This window comes from Nocardioides astragali (assembly GCF_024436375.1).
Taxonomy (GTDB): domain Bacteria; phylum Actinomycetota; class Actinomycetes; order Propionibacteriales; family Nocardioidaceae; genus Nocardioides; species Nocardioides astragali.
Window position 1 is genome coordinate 539,413 of record NZ_JAFMZM010000002.1, and the last position, 15,207, is coordinate 554,619.

At 71.2% G+C, this 15,207-nt stretch carries 13 protein-coding genes; 7 read left to right on the forward strand and 6 right to left on the reverse strand.

All coding sequences use genetic code 11. The features are described from left to right. The first annotated feature begins 137 nt into the window (after positions 1 to 137). On the forward strand, positions 138 to 2,210 hold the full coding sequence (locus tag J3P44_RS07475) for a DNA gyrase/topoisomerase IV subunit B (RefSeq protein ID WP_255889655.1): 2,073 nt from the start codon (positions 138 to 140) through the stop codon (positions 2,208 to 2,210). Next, positions 2,210 to 2,746 carry a GNAT family N-acetyltransferase gene (locus tag J3P44_RS07480; RefSeq protein ID WP_255889656.1) on the forward strand — a complete coding sequence of 179 codons (537 nt, stop codon included), beginning with the start codon at positions 2,210 to 2,212 and terminating at the stop codon, positions 2,744 to 2,746. Before J3P44_RS07475 ends, J3P44_RS07480 begins: the two co-directional genes overlap by 1 nt. 19 nt (positions 2,747 to 2,765) lie before the next feature. Here the strand turns inward: J3P44_RS07480 and J3P44_RS07485 are convergent, their stop codons facing one another. After that, positions 2,766 to 3,017, reverse strand: coding sequence for a DUF4242 domain-containing protein (locus J3P44_RS07485; protein WP_255889657.1), 252 nt, complete (start codon positions 3,015 to 3,017; stop codon positions 2,766 to 2,768). A 146-nt stretch (positions 3,018 to 3,163) separates the two neighbouring features. On the opposite strand from J3P44_RS07485, the gene J3P44_RS07490 reads away from it, so the two are divergent. Beyond that, positions 3,164 to 3,304, forward strand: coding sequence for a hypothetical protein (locus J3P44_RS07490; protein WP_255889658.1), 141 nt, complete (start codon positions 3,164 to 3,166; stop codon positions 3,302 to 3,304). A 135-nt stretch (positions 3,305 to 3,439) separates the two neighbouring features. On the opposite strand, the gene J3P44_RS07495 is transcribed toward J3P44_RS07490, so the two are convergent. The 4 genes from J3P44_RS07495 to J3P44_RS07510 are packed head-to-tail and all read right to left on the reverse strand — an operon-like array spanning position 3,440 to position 8,950. Continuing rightward, a complete protein-coding gene (locus tag J3P44_RS07495; RefSeq protein ID WP_255889659.1) occupies positions 3,440 to 3,934 on the reverse strand; it encodes a beta-class carbonic anhydrase in 495 nt (164 codons plus the stop codon). Positions 3,935 to 3,963: 29 nt separating this feature from the next. Further along, entirely contained in the window at positions 3,964 to 5,715 is a 1,752-nt protein-coding gene (locus tag J3P44_RS07500; RefSeq protein ID WP_308212238.1) for an MFS transporter, read from the reverse strand. Then, positions 5,712 to 6,440, reverse strand: a complete 729-nt coding sequence (locus J3P44_RS07505) for an LppX_LprAFG lipoprotein (protein WP_305122098.1) — start codon at positions 6,438 to 6,440, stop codon at positions 5,712 to 5,714. The genes J3P44_RS07500 and J3P44_RS07505 overlap by 4 nt, the downstream gene beginning before the upstream one ends. A 5-nt stretch (positions 6,441 to 6,445) precedes the next feature. Then, positions 6,446 to 8,950 (reverse strand): DNA gyrase/topoisomerase IV subunit A, encoded by a 2,505-nt coding sequence (locus J3P44_RS07510; protein WP_255889660.1) that lies wholly within the window; start codon positions 8,948 to 8,950, stop codon positions 6,446 to 6,448. Positions 8,951 to 9,072: 122 nt separating this feature from the next. On the opposite strand from J3P44_RS07510, the gene J3P44_RS07515 reads away from it, so the two are divergent. Genes J3P44_RS07515 through J3P44_RS07525 form a run of 3 tightly spaced genes read left to right on the forward strand, consistent with a single transcriptional unit; the run spans position 9,073 to position 13,642 of the window. Then, complete coding sequence (locus J3P44_RS07515) at positions 9,073 to 11,802, forward strand: bifunctional acetate--CoA ligase family protein/GNAT family N-acetyltransferase (protein ID WP_255889661.1); 2,730 nt, start codon at positions 9,073 to 9,075, stop codon at positions 11,800 to 11,802. Positions 11,803 to 11,829: 27 nt separating this feature from the next. Beyond that, the gene (locus J3P44_RS07520) at positions 11,830 to 12,411 is read left to right on the forward strand and encodes a DUF5998 family protein (RefSeq protein ID WP_255889664.1); all 582 of its coding nucleotides are present in this window, start codon (positions 11,830 to 11,832) and stop codon (positions 12,409 to 12,411) included. Between the two features lie 19 nt (positions 12,412 to 12,430). Next, complete coding sequence (locus J3P44_RS07525) at positions 12,431 to 13,642, forward strand: alkaline phosphatase family protein (RefSeq protein ID WP_255889665.1); 1,212 nt, start codon at positions 12,431 to 12,433, stop codon at positions 13,640 to 13,642. A gap of 19 nt (positions 13,643 to 13,661) precedes the next feature. Here the strand turns inward: J3P44_RS07525 and J3P44_RS07530 are convergent, their stop codons facing one another. Then, positions 13,662 to 14,315 carry a thymidine kinase gene (locus tag J3P44_RS07530; RefSeq protein ID WP_255889666.1) on the reverse strand — a complete coding sequence of 218 codons (654 nt, stop codon included), beginning with the start codon at positions 14,313 to 14,315 and terminating at the stop codon, positions 13,662 to 13,664. Between the two features lie 54 nt (positions 14,316 to 14,369). On the opposite strand from J3P44_RS07530, the gene J3P44_RS07535 reads away from it, so the two are divergent. Next, entirely contained in the window at positions 14,370 to 15,206 is an 837-nt protein-coding gene (locus J3P44_RS07535; RefSeq protein WP_255889667.1) for a sulfurtransferase, read from the forward strand. Position 15,207 lies beyond the last annotated feature (1 nt).

The window sequence follows — 15,207 nt, forward strand, 5'->3', positions numbered from 1 at the left end:
GAGGAGGCCCACGCTAGACCGCTCGGGCGGATGGCTCCGGCAGGCGTGCCTCCGTCGTCCTCCGGCGTGTCGCGGGTAGTGTCGTGCCCCAGAAGAAGTTGACGTAGAAGCACTCGTTCGAGCACGACAGGACGTCCGTGGCAGCACCGGCAGACAACACCTACAACGCAGCGCACCTCCTGGTCCTCGAGGGCCTTGACGCCGTGCGCAAGCGCCCCGGCATGTACATCGGCTCGACCGACACACGCGGGCTGATGCACTGCCTGTGGGAGATCATCGACAACGGCGTCGACGAGGCGCTGGCTGGTGTCGCCCACCGGGTCGAGGTGACGCTGCACGACGACGGCTCCGTCGAGGTCTACGACGACGGGCGCGGCATCCCGACCGACAAGGAGCCCAAGACGGGGCTGTCCGGCGTCGAGGTCGTGGCGACCAAGCTGCACGCGGGGGGCAAGTTCGGCGGCGGCTCCTACGTCGCGACCGGTGGCCTCCACGGTGTCGGCCTGTCGGTGGTCAACGCGCTCTCGTCGCGGATGGACATCGACGTCGACCGCGCGCCCACCCAGCAGGGCCTGTCCTTCCAGCGCGGGGTGCCGGGAGTCTTCGACGGGGAGGGACCGACCGCGGCCTTCACGCCGAAGTCGGGGCTGACCCGCAAGGGCAAGCGGGTGGCGAAGGGCAGGACCGGCACCCGGATCAGGTTCTGGCCGGACAAGCAGGTCTTCACCAAGGACGCGCGCGTCGAGATGGACGGCCTGCTCGGCCGCGCCCGGCAGACGTCGTACATCGTGCCGGGCCTGGAGCTGGTCATCCGTGACCAGCGCACCTCCGAGATGGTCGAGGAGAAGTTCCGCCACGACGGCGGCATCGCGGAGTTCGTGGAGTTCCTCTCCCACGGCGACCCGGTCACCGACATCCTGCGCCTCCAGGGCACGGACACGTTCACCGAGACCGTGCCCCTGCTCGACGACAAGGGCCACATGACGCCCCAGGAGGTCGAGCGCGAGCTCACCGTCGACGTCGCAGTGCGGTGGGACACCGCCTACGACACGGAGGTGCGGTCCTTCGTCAACGTGATCGCGACGCCCAAGGGCGGAACCCACGTCAGCGGCTTCGAGAGCGCGCTGACCAAGACCTTCAACGACGCCATGCGCAACGCCAAGGTGCTCAAGAGCGCCGACGCCGACGTCATCAAGGACGACGTGCTCGAGGGCCTCACCGCGGTCGTGACGGTGCGCCTGGCCGAGCCGCAGTTCGAGGGCCAGACCAAGGAGATCCTCGGCACCCCGGCCGCGCGTGGTGTCGTGCGCAAGGTGGTGGCCTCGGAGCTGAAGTCGTTCCTGACCTCGACCAAGCGCGTCGAGAAGGCCCAGGCCAAGCTGGTGATGGAGAAGGTCGCCGGGGCCTCGAAGACCCGCTTGGCGGCTCGTCAGCACAAGGAGAACCAGCGTCGCAAGAACGCGCTGGAGTCCTCCGCCCTGCCGGCGAAGCTCTTCGACTGCCGCAGCACCGACACCGAGCGCACCGAGCTCTTCATCGTCGAGGGCGACTCGGCGATGGGCACCGCCAAGGCCGCGCGCAGCAGCGAGTTCCAGGCCCTGCTGCCGATCCGGGGCAAGATCCTCAACGTCCAGAAGGCCACGGTCGGCGACATGCTCAAGAACACCGAGTGCGCCTCGATCATCCAGGTCGTCGGCGCCGGGTCGGGGCGTACGTTCGACCTCGAGGCGGCGCGCTACGGCCGGATCATCCTGATGGCCGACGCCGACTCCGACGGCGCTCACATCCGGTGCCTGCTCGCGACGCTGTTCTTCAAGTACATGCCCGAGCTGGTGCGCGACGGGCGCCTCTACTCGGCCGTGCCCCCGCTGCACCGCATCGAGCTGTCCAACCCCAAGAAGGGCATGGACAAGTACGTCTACACCTATTCCGACGACGAGCTGCAGCGCAAGCTCGCCGAGCTCAAGCGCAAGAACGTGCGCTGGAAGGAGCCGGTGCAGCGCTACAAGGGCCTCGGCGAGATGGACGCCGACCAGCTGGCCGAGACCACCATGGACCCGCGCTACCGCACGCTGCGCAAGCTGACCATCGACGACGTCGACGAGGCGAGCCGGGTCTTCGAGCTGCTGATGGGCTCCGACGTCGCGCCCCGCAAGGACTTCATCGTCCAGGGCGCCTACGAGGTCGACGTCGAGGCGCTCGACGCGTGATGTCCGAGGTCGTGCTCGTCGAGGGGGCCGTCGACGGCCTCCTCACTGACGAGCTCTGGCCGCTCTACCGCAGCGTCTTCGGTGACTTCGACGACTTGGAGACATGGCGTCAACAGGTTTGGGACCGGCACACGGCACGGGCGGGATTCCGGCTCGCCCTCGCCCGCCTGGACGGGCGACTCGTCGGGTTCGGCTACGGCTACACGGGGGAGCGCGGTCAGTGGTGGACCGACAACGCCGCCCGGGTGCTGCACCCTGCAGTTGCTGCAGACTGGCTCGGCGGTCACTTCGAGCTCGTGAGCATCGGCGTCGCCGGCCAGGCTCGCGGAGCCGGCATCGGGCGGCAGGTCATCACGGAGCTGACCGAGGGGCTCCAGCAGCCGAGGTGGGTGCTCATGACCTCGTCGGACCCCGAGGACCCGGCCCGCCGGCTCTACCGCTCCGCCGGATGGGCGGTCATCGGTCCGGGGCTCACCGAGGACCAGGTCGTCATGGGGCGCGCCTGGCCGACGTACGGCGGCTCCGAGACCGAGTGAGCCACCGTACGAGGCTGCGTCAGGCGCCTTCGCTGACCTCGTAGATCTCGTCGGCCACCAGGCCGTGTGCCTCGCGGTGCACGGTGTTGGCGGACTCGGCATCCGGTGCGTCGACGAGGCAGAAGATCTTTCCCTCGGACTCGCTGACCCAGTACTTCAGGTAGTTGACGCCGTACTTGGCCTGCTCCTGCATGTCAGCCATGTGCGCCTGTGCCACGTCGCCGGCCGCGACGCCGCCCTCCATGTGGTGGACGTCCATGAACAAGGGCATCTCGCCACCTCCTTCCACTCAGGACTTCTTGTGAGTCTCCTCCCGACTTGGGCCGTCGGGCAGACCGGTCTGGACCTGTTTCAGGGCCTGGCCCGAGGGTGTTCGGTCATGGACGTCGTCGCGCAGCTGGTGCTCTCGTCCGTCGTGTGGGCCCCGTCCTGGTGATCCTCTACTGGGTCATCCGGCTGGCGGTCCGCCACGGCATGCAGGACGCCCAGAGGCAGTCGCGAACCGACCGAGCGGTGGCCGAGGTCGCCGAGACGATCCGGCGCGAGCAGGCGACGTAGGGCAGCCCCGGCCCTGAGTGACGCCGCCCAGGATGAACGTCCACTCGCGCGAGTGGAAGTTCAGACCCACGACGCCGATTCACGCTCAGCCGCAGATGAAGTTCCACTCGTAGGAGTGGAGATCCATCGGGGGCTTCACGCGTGCTGGCTGAGCAGTCCGGTGTCGACGTCGTAGAGGAAGCCGCCGACAGTGGCGCGGTCGCCGATCAGGGGGTGCGTGCGGACCTTCACCACGTCCTCACGGAGCTGTTCGAGCTGGTCGGTGACAACCCCGAAGGACTGCCAGCTCGCGTCCACGCCGGCTGACGCGCCGACCTTGACGCGCAGCTCCGCCTCGGAGGCGGACGCCATGGCGCAGCGTGTGTGCGGCACCACGAGGATGCGCTCCACGCCGAGCAGGTGCACCCCGAGCACCAGGGCCTCGAGGGCCTGGGGCGTCACCCGGCCGCCTGGGTTGCGGAAGATCTTGGCGTCGCCGTGCTCGAGGCCGAGCATCCGGAGCGGGTCGATGCGCGAGTCCATGCACGTCACGATCGCGATGCCGGCGTGGGCCTTGCCGTCGAAGCCGCCAAGGTCGAAGGACTCGGCGAACGCCCGGTTCGCCTCCATGAGGTCGTCGAATTCGTGCACGACCCGCAGGCTAGCGCTCCTCATGCGCCCTACGAGAACACGTCTCGCGCCGCGAGCCTGGTGGGGCCGACCTGACGGAACAGCACGAGCGCGAGGAGACCCGCAACCAACGCGCACCCGGCCGCGCCCCAGAAGACGGCGTGCTCCTGGGCGATGCCCGCGACCCGCAGCAGGTCGGAGAACGCCTTGCACCTGCTCTTGCCGTCGCACACCTCCTGCACGGGAGGTACGGCGAGCTGCTCGGCGTAGTAGCGCCGCAGGCCGATCGTGGTGAGGGCGGAGATGCCGACGAGCATGCCGACCATCCGGGAGACCACCACGAACGCACTCGCGACGCCGTGGACATCGTCGTCGGTGTGGGCCAGCAGCGCGGCGTTGACGGGGGCCAGTGCGAGCCCGAATCCGAGACCGCCGGTGATCAGCGCGAGGTTGGCGATCGGCTCCTCGATCGTGGTGAGCCCCCAGCGGGTCATCAGCACGAAGCCGGCGGCGGCCATCAGCATCCCGGCGGCCGTGACGAGACCGGGGGAGATGAAGCGGATCAGGTAGCCCCCGGCCACCGCGCCCACCGGAAGCGCGAGGAGGAAGCGCACCAGCACCAGTGCTGCCGGGAGCTGGTCGTCGGGGTAGACCGTCGTGCGCGCGAACAGCGGGATGTCGATCAGCGCGGCGATCAGGGCGGCGCCGACGAAGAAGCTGACCAGCAGCGCCCCCCACGCCGGCGTACGACGGAGAGCGCCGCGCGGAACGAGGGGGTTGGCTGCGCGGCGGACGTGCCACGCGAAGGCCGCCGAGGCGAGGACCGCACCGAGGAGGTACCAGCGCCCGCGGGGCGAGAACACCTCGATCTTGGGATCGGCGGTGGCGAAGGCGAGGATCACGCCGCCGAGCGCGGCGGCTAGCAGCAGGGCACCGACGAGGTCGGCCTCGACGAGCACCCGCCCCCAGCCGCGGAGGTCGAGGAGGGGGCGCGGTGCGAACCAGCACCAGGCCAGCAGGAGCACCAGCGCGGCGACGGTGAGGGCGCCGACCGGTGTGAGCCAGCGGCCGTCGCCGGTGAAGGGGATGAAGAGCCGGCCCCACGTGAGATCGCGCATCAAGGCCGAGGGCCGGAGGAAGACGACGGCCCCGCCGGCGAGGGTGGCGAGGAGCAGCACGACGCCGACGACGTCGGGGCGTCGTCGGCGTGACCCGGAGCGCTCGCCCGGCGCCAGGGTCCGGATGGCGGCGGCCAGCACCAGTCCGACAGCGAGGTTGATCGCGAAGATCGCCCGCCAGTCGGACACGGCGAGCACAGCAGCGCCGAACAACGGACCGAGCACCGAGCCGATCTCCTGCACGGCCGACACCACACCGAGCGGCACCCCGCGACGCTCGACGGGGTAGAGGTCGGCGACCAGGGCGAGCGTGGCGGGCACCAGGCCGCCGCCGCCGACGCCCTGCAGGAACCGGCCCGCCACGATGCTCGGCATGTCGTAGGCCAGCGTGGTGATGAGGGAGCCGAGCGCGAAGAGCACCAGCGCCAGGACCAGGACCGGCACGCGCCCGCGCAGGTCGGCGATCCGGCCGATGAGCGGAAGCATCGCGACGTAGCCGAGCAGGAACCCGCTGACGATCGGGGCGGCGCGCTGCAGCTGGTCGATCGGCACCCCGACGCCGGTCATCATGTCGGGCAGTGCCAGCACGACGACGTACGTGTCGGCGGCGGCGAAGGCGACGGCGAGCGCCGCCATCGACAGGAGCAGCCGCGAGGTTCGCGAGACCTGCTCGGTCTCGGTCACGGCGCGGTGATCTCCTTCTCGATGTCGTAGTCGGCGAACTCGACGGTGTAGGTCATCGGATCGGTGTGGGGGTAGAACACGCCGGTCATCGTCGCCGTGCGCAGCTCGCCGTCATCGGTGACCTGCCACTCCACGTCGAACGAGTCACCGGACGACGACGGGATCACCGCGTCCATCGCGTCGCCGGGGAGCGTGCCGGAGTAGGTCGTGAGGACCTCGGAGTTGTCGGCGCCGCCGCGCACGCTCGAGCCGGCCTCGGGTGACTCGGTGAGCGTGAGGAGGCCGGGGAAGCCCTCGTCGCCGACGAGGCTCGCGGGGTCCGGGGCGCCGTACTCCTTGGGGTTGACCTTCTGCCAGGCGCCGTCGGTGAACGGGAGCTGGGCGAAGACCTTGCCGTCGACGGCGATCACCGGGACCTCAGCCGTCTGTCCGGCGAAGACGACCGTGATCGAGCCGTCGAAGGCGGGCGCGTCGGTGACCGTCCCGGCCGCCTCGGCGATGCCGGAGACACCCTCGGGCAGCGCGCCCGCGGACAGGGTGAGGTCGACTCCGGTGGTGTCAGCCAGCTTGGTCGAGGCCTCGGCCAGCACCTCCTCGGGCGACTTCCCGGATCCGGAGCCGGCGTCGGGCTCGTCGCCGGAGCAGCCGGCGAGGGTGGGGACGGAGAGCAGGGCGGCCGTCACGGTGGCGGCGAGACGACCGGAGGTCCGGGCACGAGCAGACATGGGCGTCAGCCTTCCACAGGGGGCGCAGGGGCGGTGGACGTGGCGCCCGACGCCGCGACCTGTGCCGCGACGGGGGAGGCCACGGCCGCGATCGGCTGGGCGGCGGGCGTGCCCGAGCCGTCTCGTCGGCCGTTGGCCTCCGGAAGGTCGATGGGGGCGCCGCTGGCGGCCGCGGCACGGGCGGGGCCCGGTCCCGCCCAGGCCGCCACGAGGGTGTCCTCGCCCTTGAGGAAGCGGTGGCTGCGCACCCCGCCGGTGGCGCGGCCCTTGCCGGGGTACTCGCTGAAGGGCGTGACCTTCACCGCGCCGGCCTCGGTGCCGGGCAGGGCGGTCGAGGAGCCTGACGCGGTGACCACGACCGCGTCGGTGGGGTCGAAGGCGCCGAAGAAGGCGACGTGCTGCCCTGCGGCGAGCTTGATGCCGGCCATGCCGCCGCCGGACCGGCCCTGGGGACGCACGCCTGCGGCGGAGAAGTGCAGGAGCTGGGCGTCGGAGGAGATGAAGCACAGCTCCTCCTCGCCCGTGACGAGCTCGACGGCGCCGACGACCTCGTCGCCATCCTTGAGCCCGATGACCTCCCACTCGTCGCGTCCGAGGACGTCCGGGTTGACGCGCTTGACGATGCCGTCGCGGGTGCCGAGCGCGAGACCCGGGCCCTCGGTCGGCAGGGACGACAGCGCCAGCGCACGCTCGCCGGGCTCGAGCGAGAGGATCTCGCTGAGCGGCAGACCGCCCTGCAGGTTGGGGTCGAAGGCTCCGTCGGGCAGCTCGGGCATGTCCAGCACGCCCACCTTGAGCAGCCGGCCCCGGCTGGTGATCACTCCGACCTCGCCGCGGGCCGTGGTGCGCACGACGCTCGTGACGACGTCGTGGTTGGCGCGTCCCTCGCCGTGTCCGGGGGCCGAGCCCGACGTCGTACGGGCCAGCAGACCGCTGGACGACAGGAGCGCCAAGCACGGGTCGTCGGCCACCTCGAGCGGCGTGGCCGAGGCCGCCGTGACCGTCGTGCCGGCCGAGGCGAGCAGGACCGTACGTCGCGGGGTGCCGTGCTCCTTGGCCACCTCCGTGAGCTCGTCGGAGACCACCTTCCGGAGCAGCCTCTCGTCGGCGAGGATCGCGTCGAGGTGCTCGATGGTGCGCTCGAGCTCGCTCTTCTCCTTCTCGAGCTCCAGCTTGGAGAAGCGGGTGAGGCGGCGCAGCGGCATGTCGAGGATGTAGTCGGCCTGCGCGTCGGAGAGGTCGAATACCGAGATCAGCCGCTCCTTGGCCGCCGCCGCGTTGTCGGAGGTCCGGATCACCTGGATGACCTCGTCGATGTCGAGGATGGCGATCAGCAGGCCGTCGACGAGGTGCAGCCGGTCGGCGGCCTTGGCGCGCCGGAAGCTGGAGCGACGGCGTACGACGTCGAAGCGGTGACCGAGGAAGACGTCGAGCATCGCCTTGAGGCCGAGCGTGCGCGGCTGGCCGTCGACCAGGGCGACCGCGTTGATGCCGAAGGAGTCCTCAAGCGCCGTCTGGCGGTAGAGCTGCTCGAGGATCGCCTCGGGTACGAAGCCGTTCTTGATCTCGATGACCAGGCGCAGGCCCTGGTGGCGGTCGCCCAGCTGCTTGATGTCCGCGATGCCCTGCAGCTTCTTGGCCAGCACGAGCTTCTTGATGTGCTCCACGACGCGCTCCTCGCCGACGCCGTAGGGCAGCTCGGTGACCACGATCCCCTTGCGTCGAGGCGTCACCGACTCGACGCGGGTGGTCGCGCGCATCCGGAAGGTGCCGCGGCCCGACTCGTAGGCGTCACGGATGCCGTCGAGACCGACGATCTTGCCGCCCGTGGGGAGGTCCGGCCCGGGGATGAAGCGCATCAGGTCGTCGAGCGACGCCGCGGGGTGGGTGATCAGGTGCTTGAGGGCCTGGACGACCTCGACCAGGTTGTGCGGGGCGATGTTGGTGGCCATGCCGACCGCGATGCCCGCCGCGCCGTTGACCAGCAGGTGGGGGATGGCGGCCGGCAGCACGACCGGCTCTGTCTCGCGGGAGTCGTAGTTGGGCTTGAAGTCGACCGTGTCCTCGTGGATCGAGGCCGTCATCGCGACCGCAGCGGGCGCCATCCGGCACTCGGTGTAGCGCATCGCCGCCGGCGGGTCGTCTGGCGAGCCGAAGTTGCCGTGCCCGTCAATGGTCGGCAGCCGCATCGACCACGGCTGCGCCATCCGCACCATCGCGTCGTAGATCGCCCCGTCGCCGTGGGGGTGCAGCCGACCCATGACCTCGCCGACGACGCGGGCGCTCTTGACGTGCCCCCGGTCGGGACGCAGCGACATCTCGTCCATCGTGTAGAGGATGCGGCGCTGCACCGGCTTGAGGCCGTCGCGCGCGTCCGGGAGCGCCCGGGAGTAGATGACCGAGTAGGCGTACTCCAGGAACGAGGACTGCATCTCGTCGCGGATGTCGGTGTCGAGGATGTGCTCCTCGAAGTCGTCCGGAAGGGGCTGCTTCGCCGTACGTCGTGCCATGCGGGCCATTCTCCCCGTTGGTGCCGCGTGTCCGGTCGGGGGCACGCCGAAGGGAGGCCTGGCGGTTGGACCGGTGCCGGGCCGCGACGCCCGAATCCCCCGATGCCCGATAGATTGAGGCCGTGACCGAAGCGGACGCCGAAGCAGACGAGCTGGGCGCGACGACTCCGCCGCCGCCTCGCCACTGGGAGGCCGACGTCCTGCTGCGCGACGGCCGCACCGCGCACATCCGGCCGATGCAGCCCGCGGACCGTGAGCTCCTCGTCGACTTCTACAGCCGGGTCTCCGACGAGTCCAAGTACTACCGCTTCTTCTCACCGATGCCCGAGCTCTCCGAGCGCGACCTCGACCGCTTCACCCGGGTCGACCACCGGGACCGGGTGGCCCTCATCCTGCTGGTCGCCGGCCACATGATCGCCGTCGGTCGCTACGACACGATCCGCCCCGGCTACGCCGAGGTGGCGTTCCTGGTGGAGGACAAGCACCAGGGCCGCGGCATCGGCCAGCTGCTGCTCGAGCACCTGGCCCAGGCCGGCCGCGAGCGCGGTGTCGAGGAGTTCGTCGCCGAGGTGCTGCCGGACAACCAGGCGATGATCCACACGTTCAAGGACGCCGGCTACCAGGTGAAGAGCGCCTTCGAGGACGGCGTGATGGAGATGGTCTTCCGCATCGACCCGACCGACACCGCGATCGGTGTGATGGAGCAGCGCGAGCACCGGGCCGAGTACGCCTCGATCGAGCGGTTCTTCTCGCCGCGCTCGGTCGCCATCATCGGCGCCAGCCGGCGCCAGGACACCATCGGCCGGGCCCTGGTGCGCCACCTGGTCCTCGGCAACTTCGGCGGGCGCATCCACGTGGTCAACCCCAACGCCGACTCGGTCGCCGGCATGCCGGCATGGAAGACGGTGGGGGACATCCCGGGCGAGGTCGACGTGGCGATCGTCGCGGTGCCGGCCGAGGCCGTCCAGGACGTGGTGCTCGACTGTGCCGCCAAGGGCGTGCACGGCCTCGTCGTGATCTCCTCCGGATTCGCCGAGACGGGGGAGGAGGGCCGGATGCGGCAACGCCGCCTGGTCGGCCTGTCCCGCTCCTACGGCCTGCGGCTGATCGGCCCCAACGCGCTCGGCATCATCAACACCGACCCTGAAGTCTCCCTCAACGCCTCCCTCTCCTCGGTGATGCCGCCCCGCGGTCGCGCCGGGTTCTTCTGCCAGTCCGGTGCGCTCGGCTCGGCGATCCTGGAGAAGGTGCAGAACCGTGGCCTGGGCCTGACCACCTTCGTGAGCGCCGGCAACCGCGCCGACGTCTCCGGCAACGACCTCCTGCAGTACTGGGAGGAGGACGACGCCACCGAGGTCGTGCTGCTCTACCTCGAGTCCATCGGCAACCCGCGCAAGTTCTCCCGGGTCGCCCGCAGGGTCAGCCGTCGCAAGCCGATCGTCGCGGTTCGCTCCGGACGCAGCTCCCAGGGCGTGCCGATGGGCCACGCCGTGCGCAAGATCGGCGCGCCCCCGGAGGCGGTCGACGCGATGTTCCGGCAGGCCGGGATCATCCAGGTCGAGTCGCTGGAGGAGATGTTCGACGTCGCGCAGCTGCTCGCCCACCAGCCGCTGCCGCGCGGGCGACGCGTCGCCATCGTCGGCAACTCCGACGCACTCGGCCTGCTGGCCGCCGATGCGGCCAACTCGGTCGGCCTGGTGGTCAACAAGACCGTGGCGCTCGGCGCCGACGCCACCGCCGAGGACTTCGAGGACGCGCTGGACGGCGCCATCGACGACCCCGAGGTCGACGCGGTCGTGGCCATCTTCATCCCACCCCTCAACGTCGCCGGCGCCCGCGAGGACGTGGCCAACGTGCTCGCAGCGGTCGGTGAGCAGTCCGACAAGCCGATCGTCTCGACGTTCCTCGGCACCGAGGGCGTGCCCGAGCTGCTCCGCGTGCCCGACGTCGCCGGATCCAGTGCCGGCCGCGGTTCGGTCCCGTCCTACCCCGCGGTCGAGGCCGCGGTCCGCGCCCTCGCGCACGTCGTCGAGTACGCCGTGTGGCTGCGCGTGCCCCAGTCGACGGTCGCCGACCTGGACTCCACCGACCGCGACGCGGCCCGCCACCTGGTCAACGAGCTGCTGATGAACCACCCCGAGGGCCGCGACCTCGACTTCGGCGAGCAGCACCGGCTCCTGCGCGCCTACGGCATCGACCTGTGGGACACCTACGCGGTGGAGACCCTCGACGAGGCGACGGCGGCGGGGGAGGCGCTGGGCTGGGACGTGGTCCTCAAGGCGACGGCCGACCATCTCCGCGACCGACCCGACCTGGCACACGTGTGGCGCAACATCGACACCCCCGAGGAGATGGCCCACGCCTGGAGCTCGCTCAACGACCTCATCACCGACCCGGAGCGGGCGGGCTTCGTGGTGCAGCGCAACGCGCCGCCCGGCATCCCGGTCACGATCGCGACGATGGAGGACCCGTTGTTCGGTCCAGTCCTGTCGTTCGGCATCGGCGGTCCGCTCACCGAGCTGCTGGGCGACCGGTCCTACCGCATCCCGCCGCTGGCCGACCACGACGCGCAGGACATGGTGCGTGAGATCAAGGCGTCGCCGCTGCTCTTCGGCTACCGCGGCAGCGAGATCGTCGACGTCGGCGAGATCGAGCGGCTCGTGCGGCAGGTCGCGCAGCTCCAGCACGACCTGCCGCAGGTGCGCGCGTTGCAGCTTCCGCTGGTGCTGGCCGGGGCCGACGGCACGAGCGTGCTGGGCGCGAGCGTGCGGGTGGAGCCGGTCAAGGACCCTCGGTCCGACTGGTTCGTGCGCCGCCTCAGCTCGATGCCGGGGGACACTCTCCCCGACTGACGCGCGTCGCGTGACAGACTGGGCCGCATGCCCCGCTCCACCCGTGACGCGGACGTCTCCCACGACCTCCGCCAGGCGATCCACCGCACCGGCTACTACCCCGAGGTGGTCGCCGACGGCGTCTTCTCGGCCGCGGGTGGTGAGGAGGTCGTCTCCTACTTCGTGCACCACGAGACGACGTTCGACCACGAGGAGGTACGCCGGCACCTCACGGCGCTCCTGCTCACGCCCACGCGCCTGGTGATCGCCCACACCGACGAGCACCCAGGCGACGACATGCTGCCGGAGCCCTACACCTCGACCACCACGGAGGCGGTCACGCTCACCTCGATCCGCACGGTGGTCGTGACCCGGATGGTGGCCAACCCGACGAAGGGTGTCGCGCCGCCCGCCGAGGCCGTGCTGACGATCGGCTGGGGCGGTGTCGGGCGCCTCGACCTCGAGCCCGCCACCTGCTCGGACCCGAACTGCGACGCCGACCACGGCTACACCGGCACGCTCGCCGGTGACGACTACACCCTGCGCGTCTCCGCCGCCGCCGAGGGCGCGGACGCTGTGGGTGGACTGCTGGCCTTCGCCGACGCGCTGTCCGCGCGGACACGCGGATGACCACCCCACGACGTTCTTCGTGTCCTCCGCTGCGCTCCCCCCGACGAACAACGCCGCGGGGACCCCGGCTGAACACCTCGCGGTGACCACCCCGGAGATCGACGGGACCTCCCCGGCCGTCTTCACGCCGCCGGCCTACGGCGACCGCTCGCTGGCCGACGTCATCCCGTCGGTCGCCCGCGCGCTCGGGGTCGCGCTGGACGGGCACGCCGCCGGGCTGGAGCTCCCGCCCGCGCCGTCGTACGTCGTCTTCCTCGTGGACGGCATGGGCGCCGAGCTGCTCAGCCGCTACGGACACGTGGCGCCCTACCTGTCGTCGCTGGCCGCAGGCGGCGCGACCGGCACTGCGGGCGTCCCGTCCACCACGGCCACCTCGCTGACCTCGCTCGGGACCGGGCTGGTGCCGGGCGCCCACGGCCTGGTGGGCTTCACCGCCCGGATCCCCGGCACCGACCGGCTGCTCAACCACCTGTGGTGGGACAAGGACATCGATCCGCTGGCGTGGCAGCCGCACCCGACCGCGTTCGGGCGACTGGCACACGCGGGGGTCCACGTCACGTCGGTCAACAAGCGCGAGTTCGCCGGATCGGGACTGACCGTCGCCTCGCAGCGTGGAGCGACCTACGTCGGCGCCGACCGCGTGGGCGAGCGCATCGCGGCGGCGGTCGGCGCGACGGCGCACCAGCCGTCCCTGACCTACGTCTACGACTCGGACCTCGACTGGACCGGCCACAAGTTCGGGGTCGCGTCGAGCCAGTGGCTCCAGCAGCTCGCGATGGTGGACGCCCAGGCCGAGCACCTGCGCGAGGCACTGCCGGCCTCCACCCGCCTGCTGGTGGTCGCCGACCACGGCATGGTCGACAGCCCGCGGGAGGCGCGCGTCGACGTGGACGAGGTCGACGGGATGCGCGACGGCGTGGCGCTGCTGGGCGGCGAGGCGCGCTTCCGGCACCTCTACTGCTCGGCCGGAGCAGTACCGGACGTGGTGGACACCTGGCGCGAGGTGCTGGCGGGGCAGGCGACCGTGGTGACGCGCGAGGACGCGATCGGGCGCGGCTGGTTCGGCGCGGTCCAGCCGGGGGTGCGGCCGCGCCTCGGCGACGTCATGGTGGCCTGCCACGGTGACGCAGCGGTCGTCTCGACGCGCGACTTCGCCTACGAGGACACCCTCATCGGGATGCACGGGTCGCTCACCTCGACCGAGATGCTGATCCCCATCCTGGTGGGCTGAGCGCGGCCGAGCGGCCCGGTCAGCCGAAGGGCAGCGGCTCCGGGGCCAGGCTGACGGCCTTGGCCCGCGCGGCGGTGAGCCGGCGGCGGTGGTGCTGGCGGCACAGCACCTCGTACGCCACGTCCGCGGGCGGCTCGTCGGCCTGCTCGACGTCCCCGACGACGATGACCTCACCCTCCACGACCATGACGCCGTTCTCGGTGCGGGCGTTGTGGGTGGCGCGCTTGCCGCACCAGCACAGCGCCTCGACCTGGAGCACGTTCATCCGGTCGGCGAGCTCGACCAACCGGGCACTGGCGGGGAAGAGGTGTGACCGGAAGTCGGTGAGGATGCCGAAGGCGAAGACGTCGATCTGCAGCTCGTCGACGACCTTGGCGAGCTGGTCGATCTGGTCGGCGGAGTAGAACTGGGCCTCGTCGCAGATGAGGTAGTCGATGCGACCGCCACGGGTCAACGTGTTGACGACGTAGCTCCAGAAGTCGAAGGCCGTGTCGACCTCGAGCGCCTCGTGGGTGAGGCCGAGCCGGCTGGACACCACGGGCGCCCCGGAGCGGTCGTGGTTGGTGAAGATCCGGCCGACACGTCCGCGGGCGGCGTGGTTGTGGTTGGTCTGGAGCGCCAGCGTCGACTTGCCGGAGTCCATCGTGCCCGTGAAGAAGTGGAGTTCAGCCATGACCGGGCGATCTTGTCACAGCGCTCGCCCGGTCCGGCGGCTACCGTGCCGGGCATGGACGAGGACTTTGCCCGCACGAGCCCCGATCCGCTCATCAGCCCGGACGAGCTGGCCGCCGACCTCGATCGCGTCACCGTGCTCGACATCCGTTACGTCATGGGTGGTCCGCCCGGCCTCGGGCAGCACCGGGCGGGTCACATCCCCGGCGCGGCGTACGTCGACCTCGACCGCGACCTGGCTGACCCGCCGGGCGAGGGCGGCCGGCACCCGCTGCCCGACGAGGAGCGGTTCGAGGCAGCCATGCGCCGGGCCGGTGTGCGCTCCGACCGCCCGGTCGTGGTCTATGACGACTGGCAGGGCCGAGCGGCGGCGCGGGCGTGGTGGCTGCTGCGCCACCACGGCCACCCGGACGTACGCGTCCTCGACGGCGGGTGGTCCGCCTGGCTGGAGGACGGGCACGCGAGCGAGTCGGGGGAGCCGGACGTCGAGCCGGGCGACTTCACGCTCTCGGGCACCCAGCACATGCCGGTCGTCGAGGCCGACGGCGTGCTCGGGGTCGACGTCCTGGTCGACGCCCGCGCGCCCGAACGGTTCCGCGGCGAGACGGAGCCGGTGGATCCGGTGGCCGGACACATCCCCGGTGCCGTCAACGTGCCCACGACCGAGAACCTCGACGAACGCGGACGGTTCCGGTCGCCGGACCGGCTGCGGGAGGCGTACGCGGCGGTGGGCGCCGACACGTCCGGATCGGTCGCTGCCTACTGCGGATCAGGGGTCACGGCCGCCCACGACGTGCTCGCCATGGAGGTGGCCGGCATCCACGCGGCGCTCTACCCCGGCAGCTGGAGCGGCTGGATCACCGACCCCCGACGCCCGGTCGAGACGGGCTGAG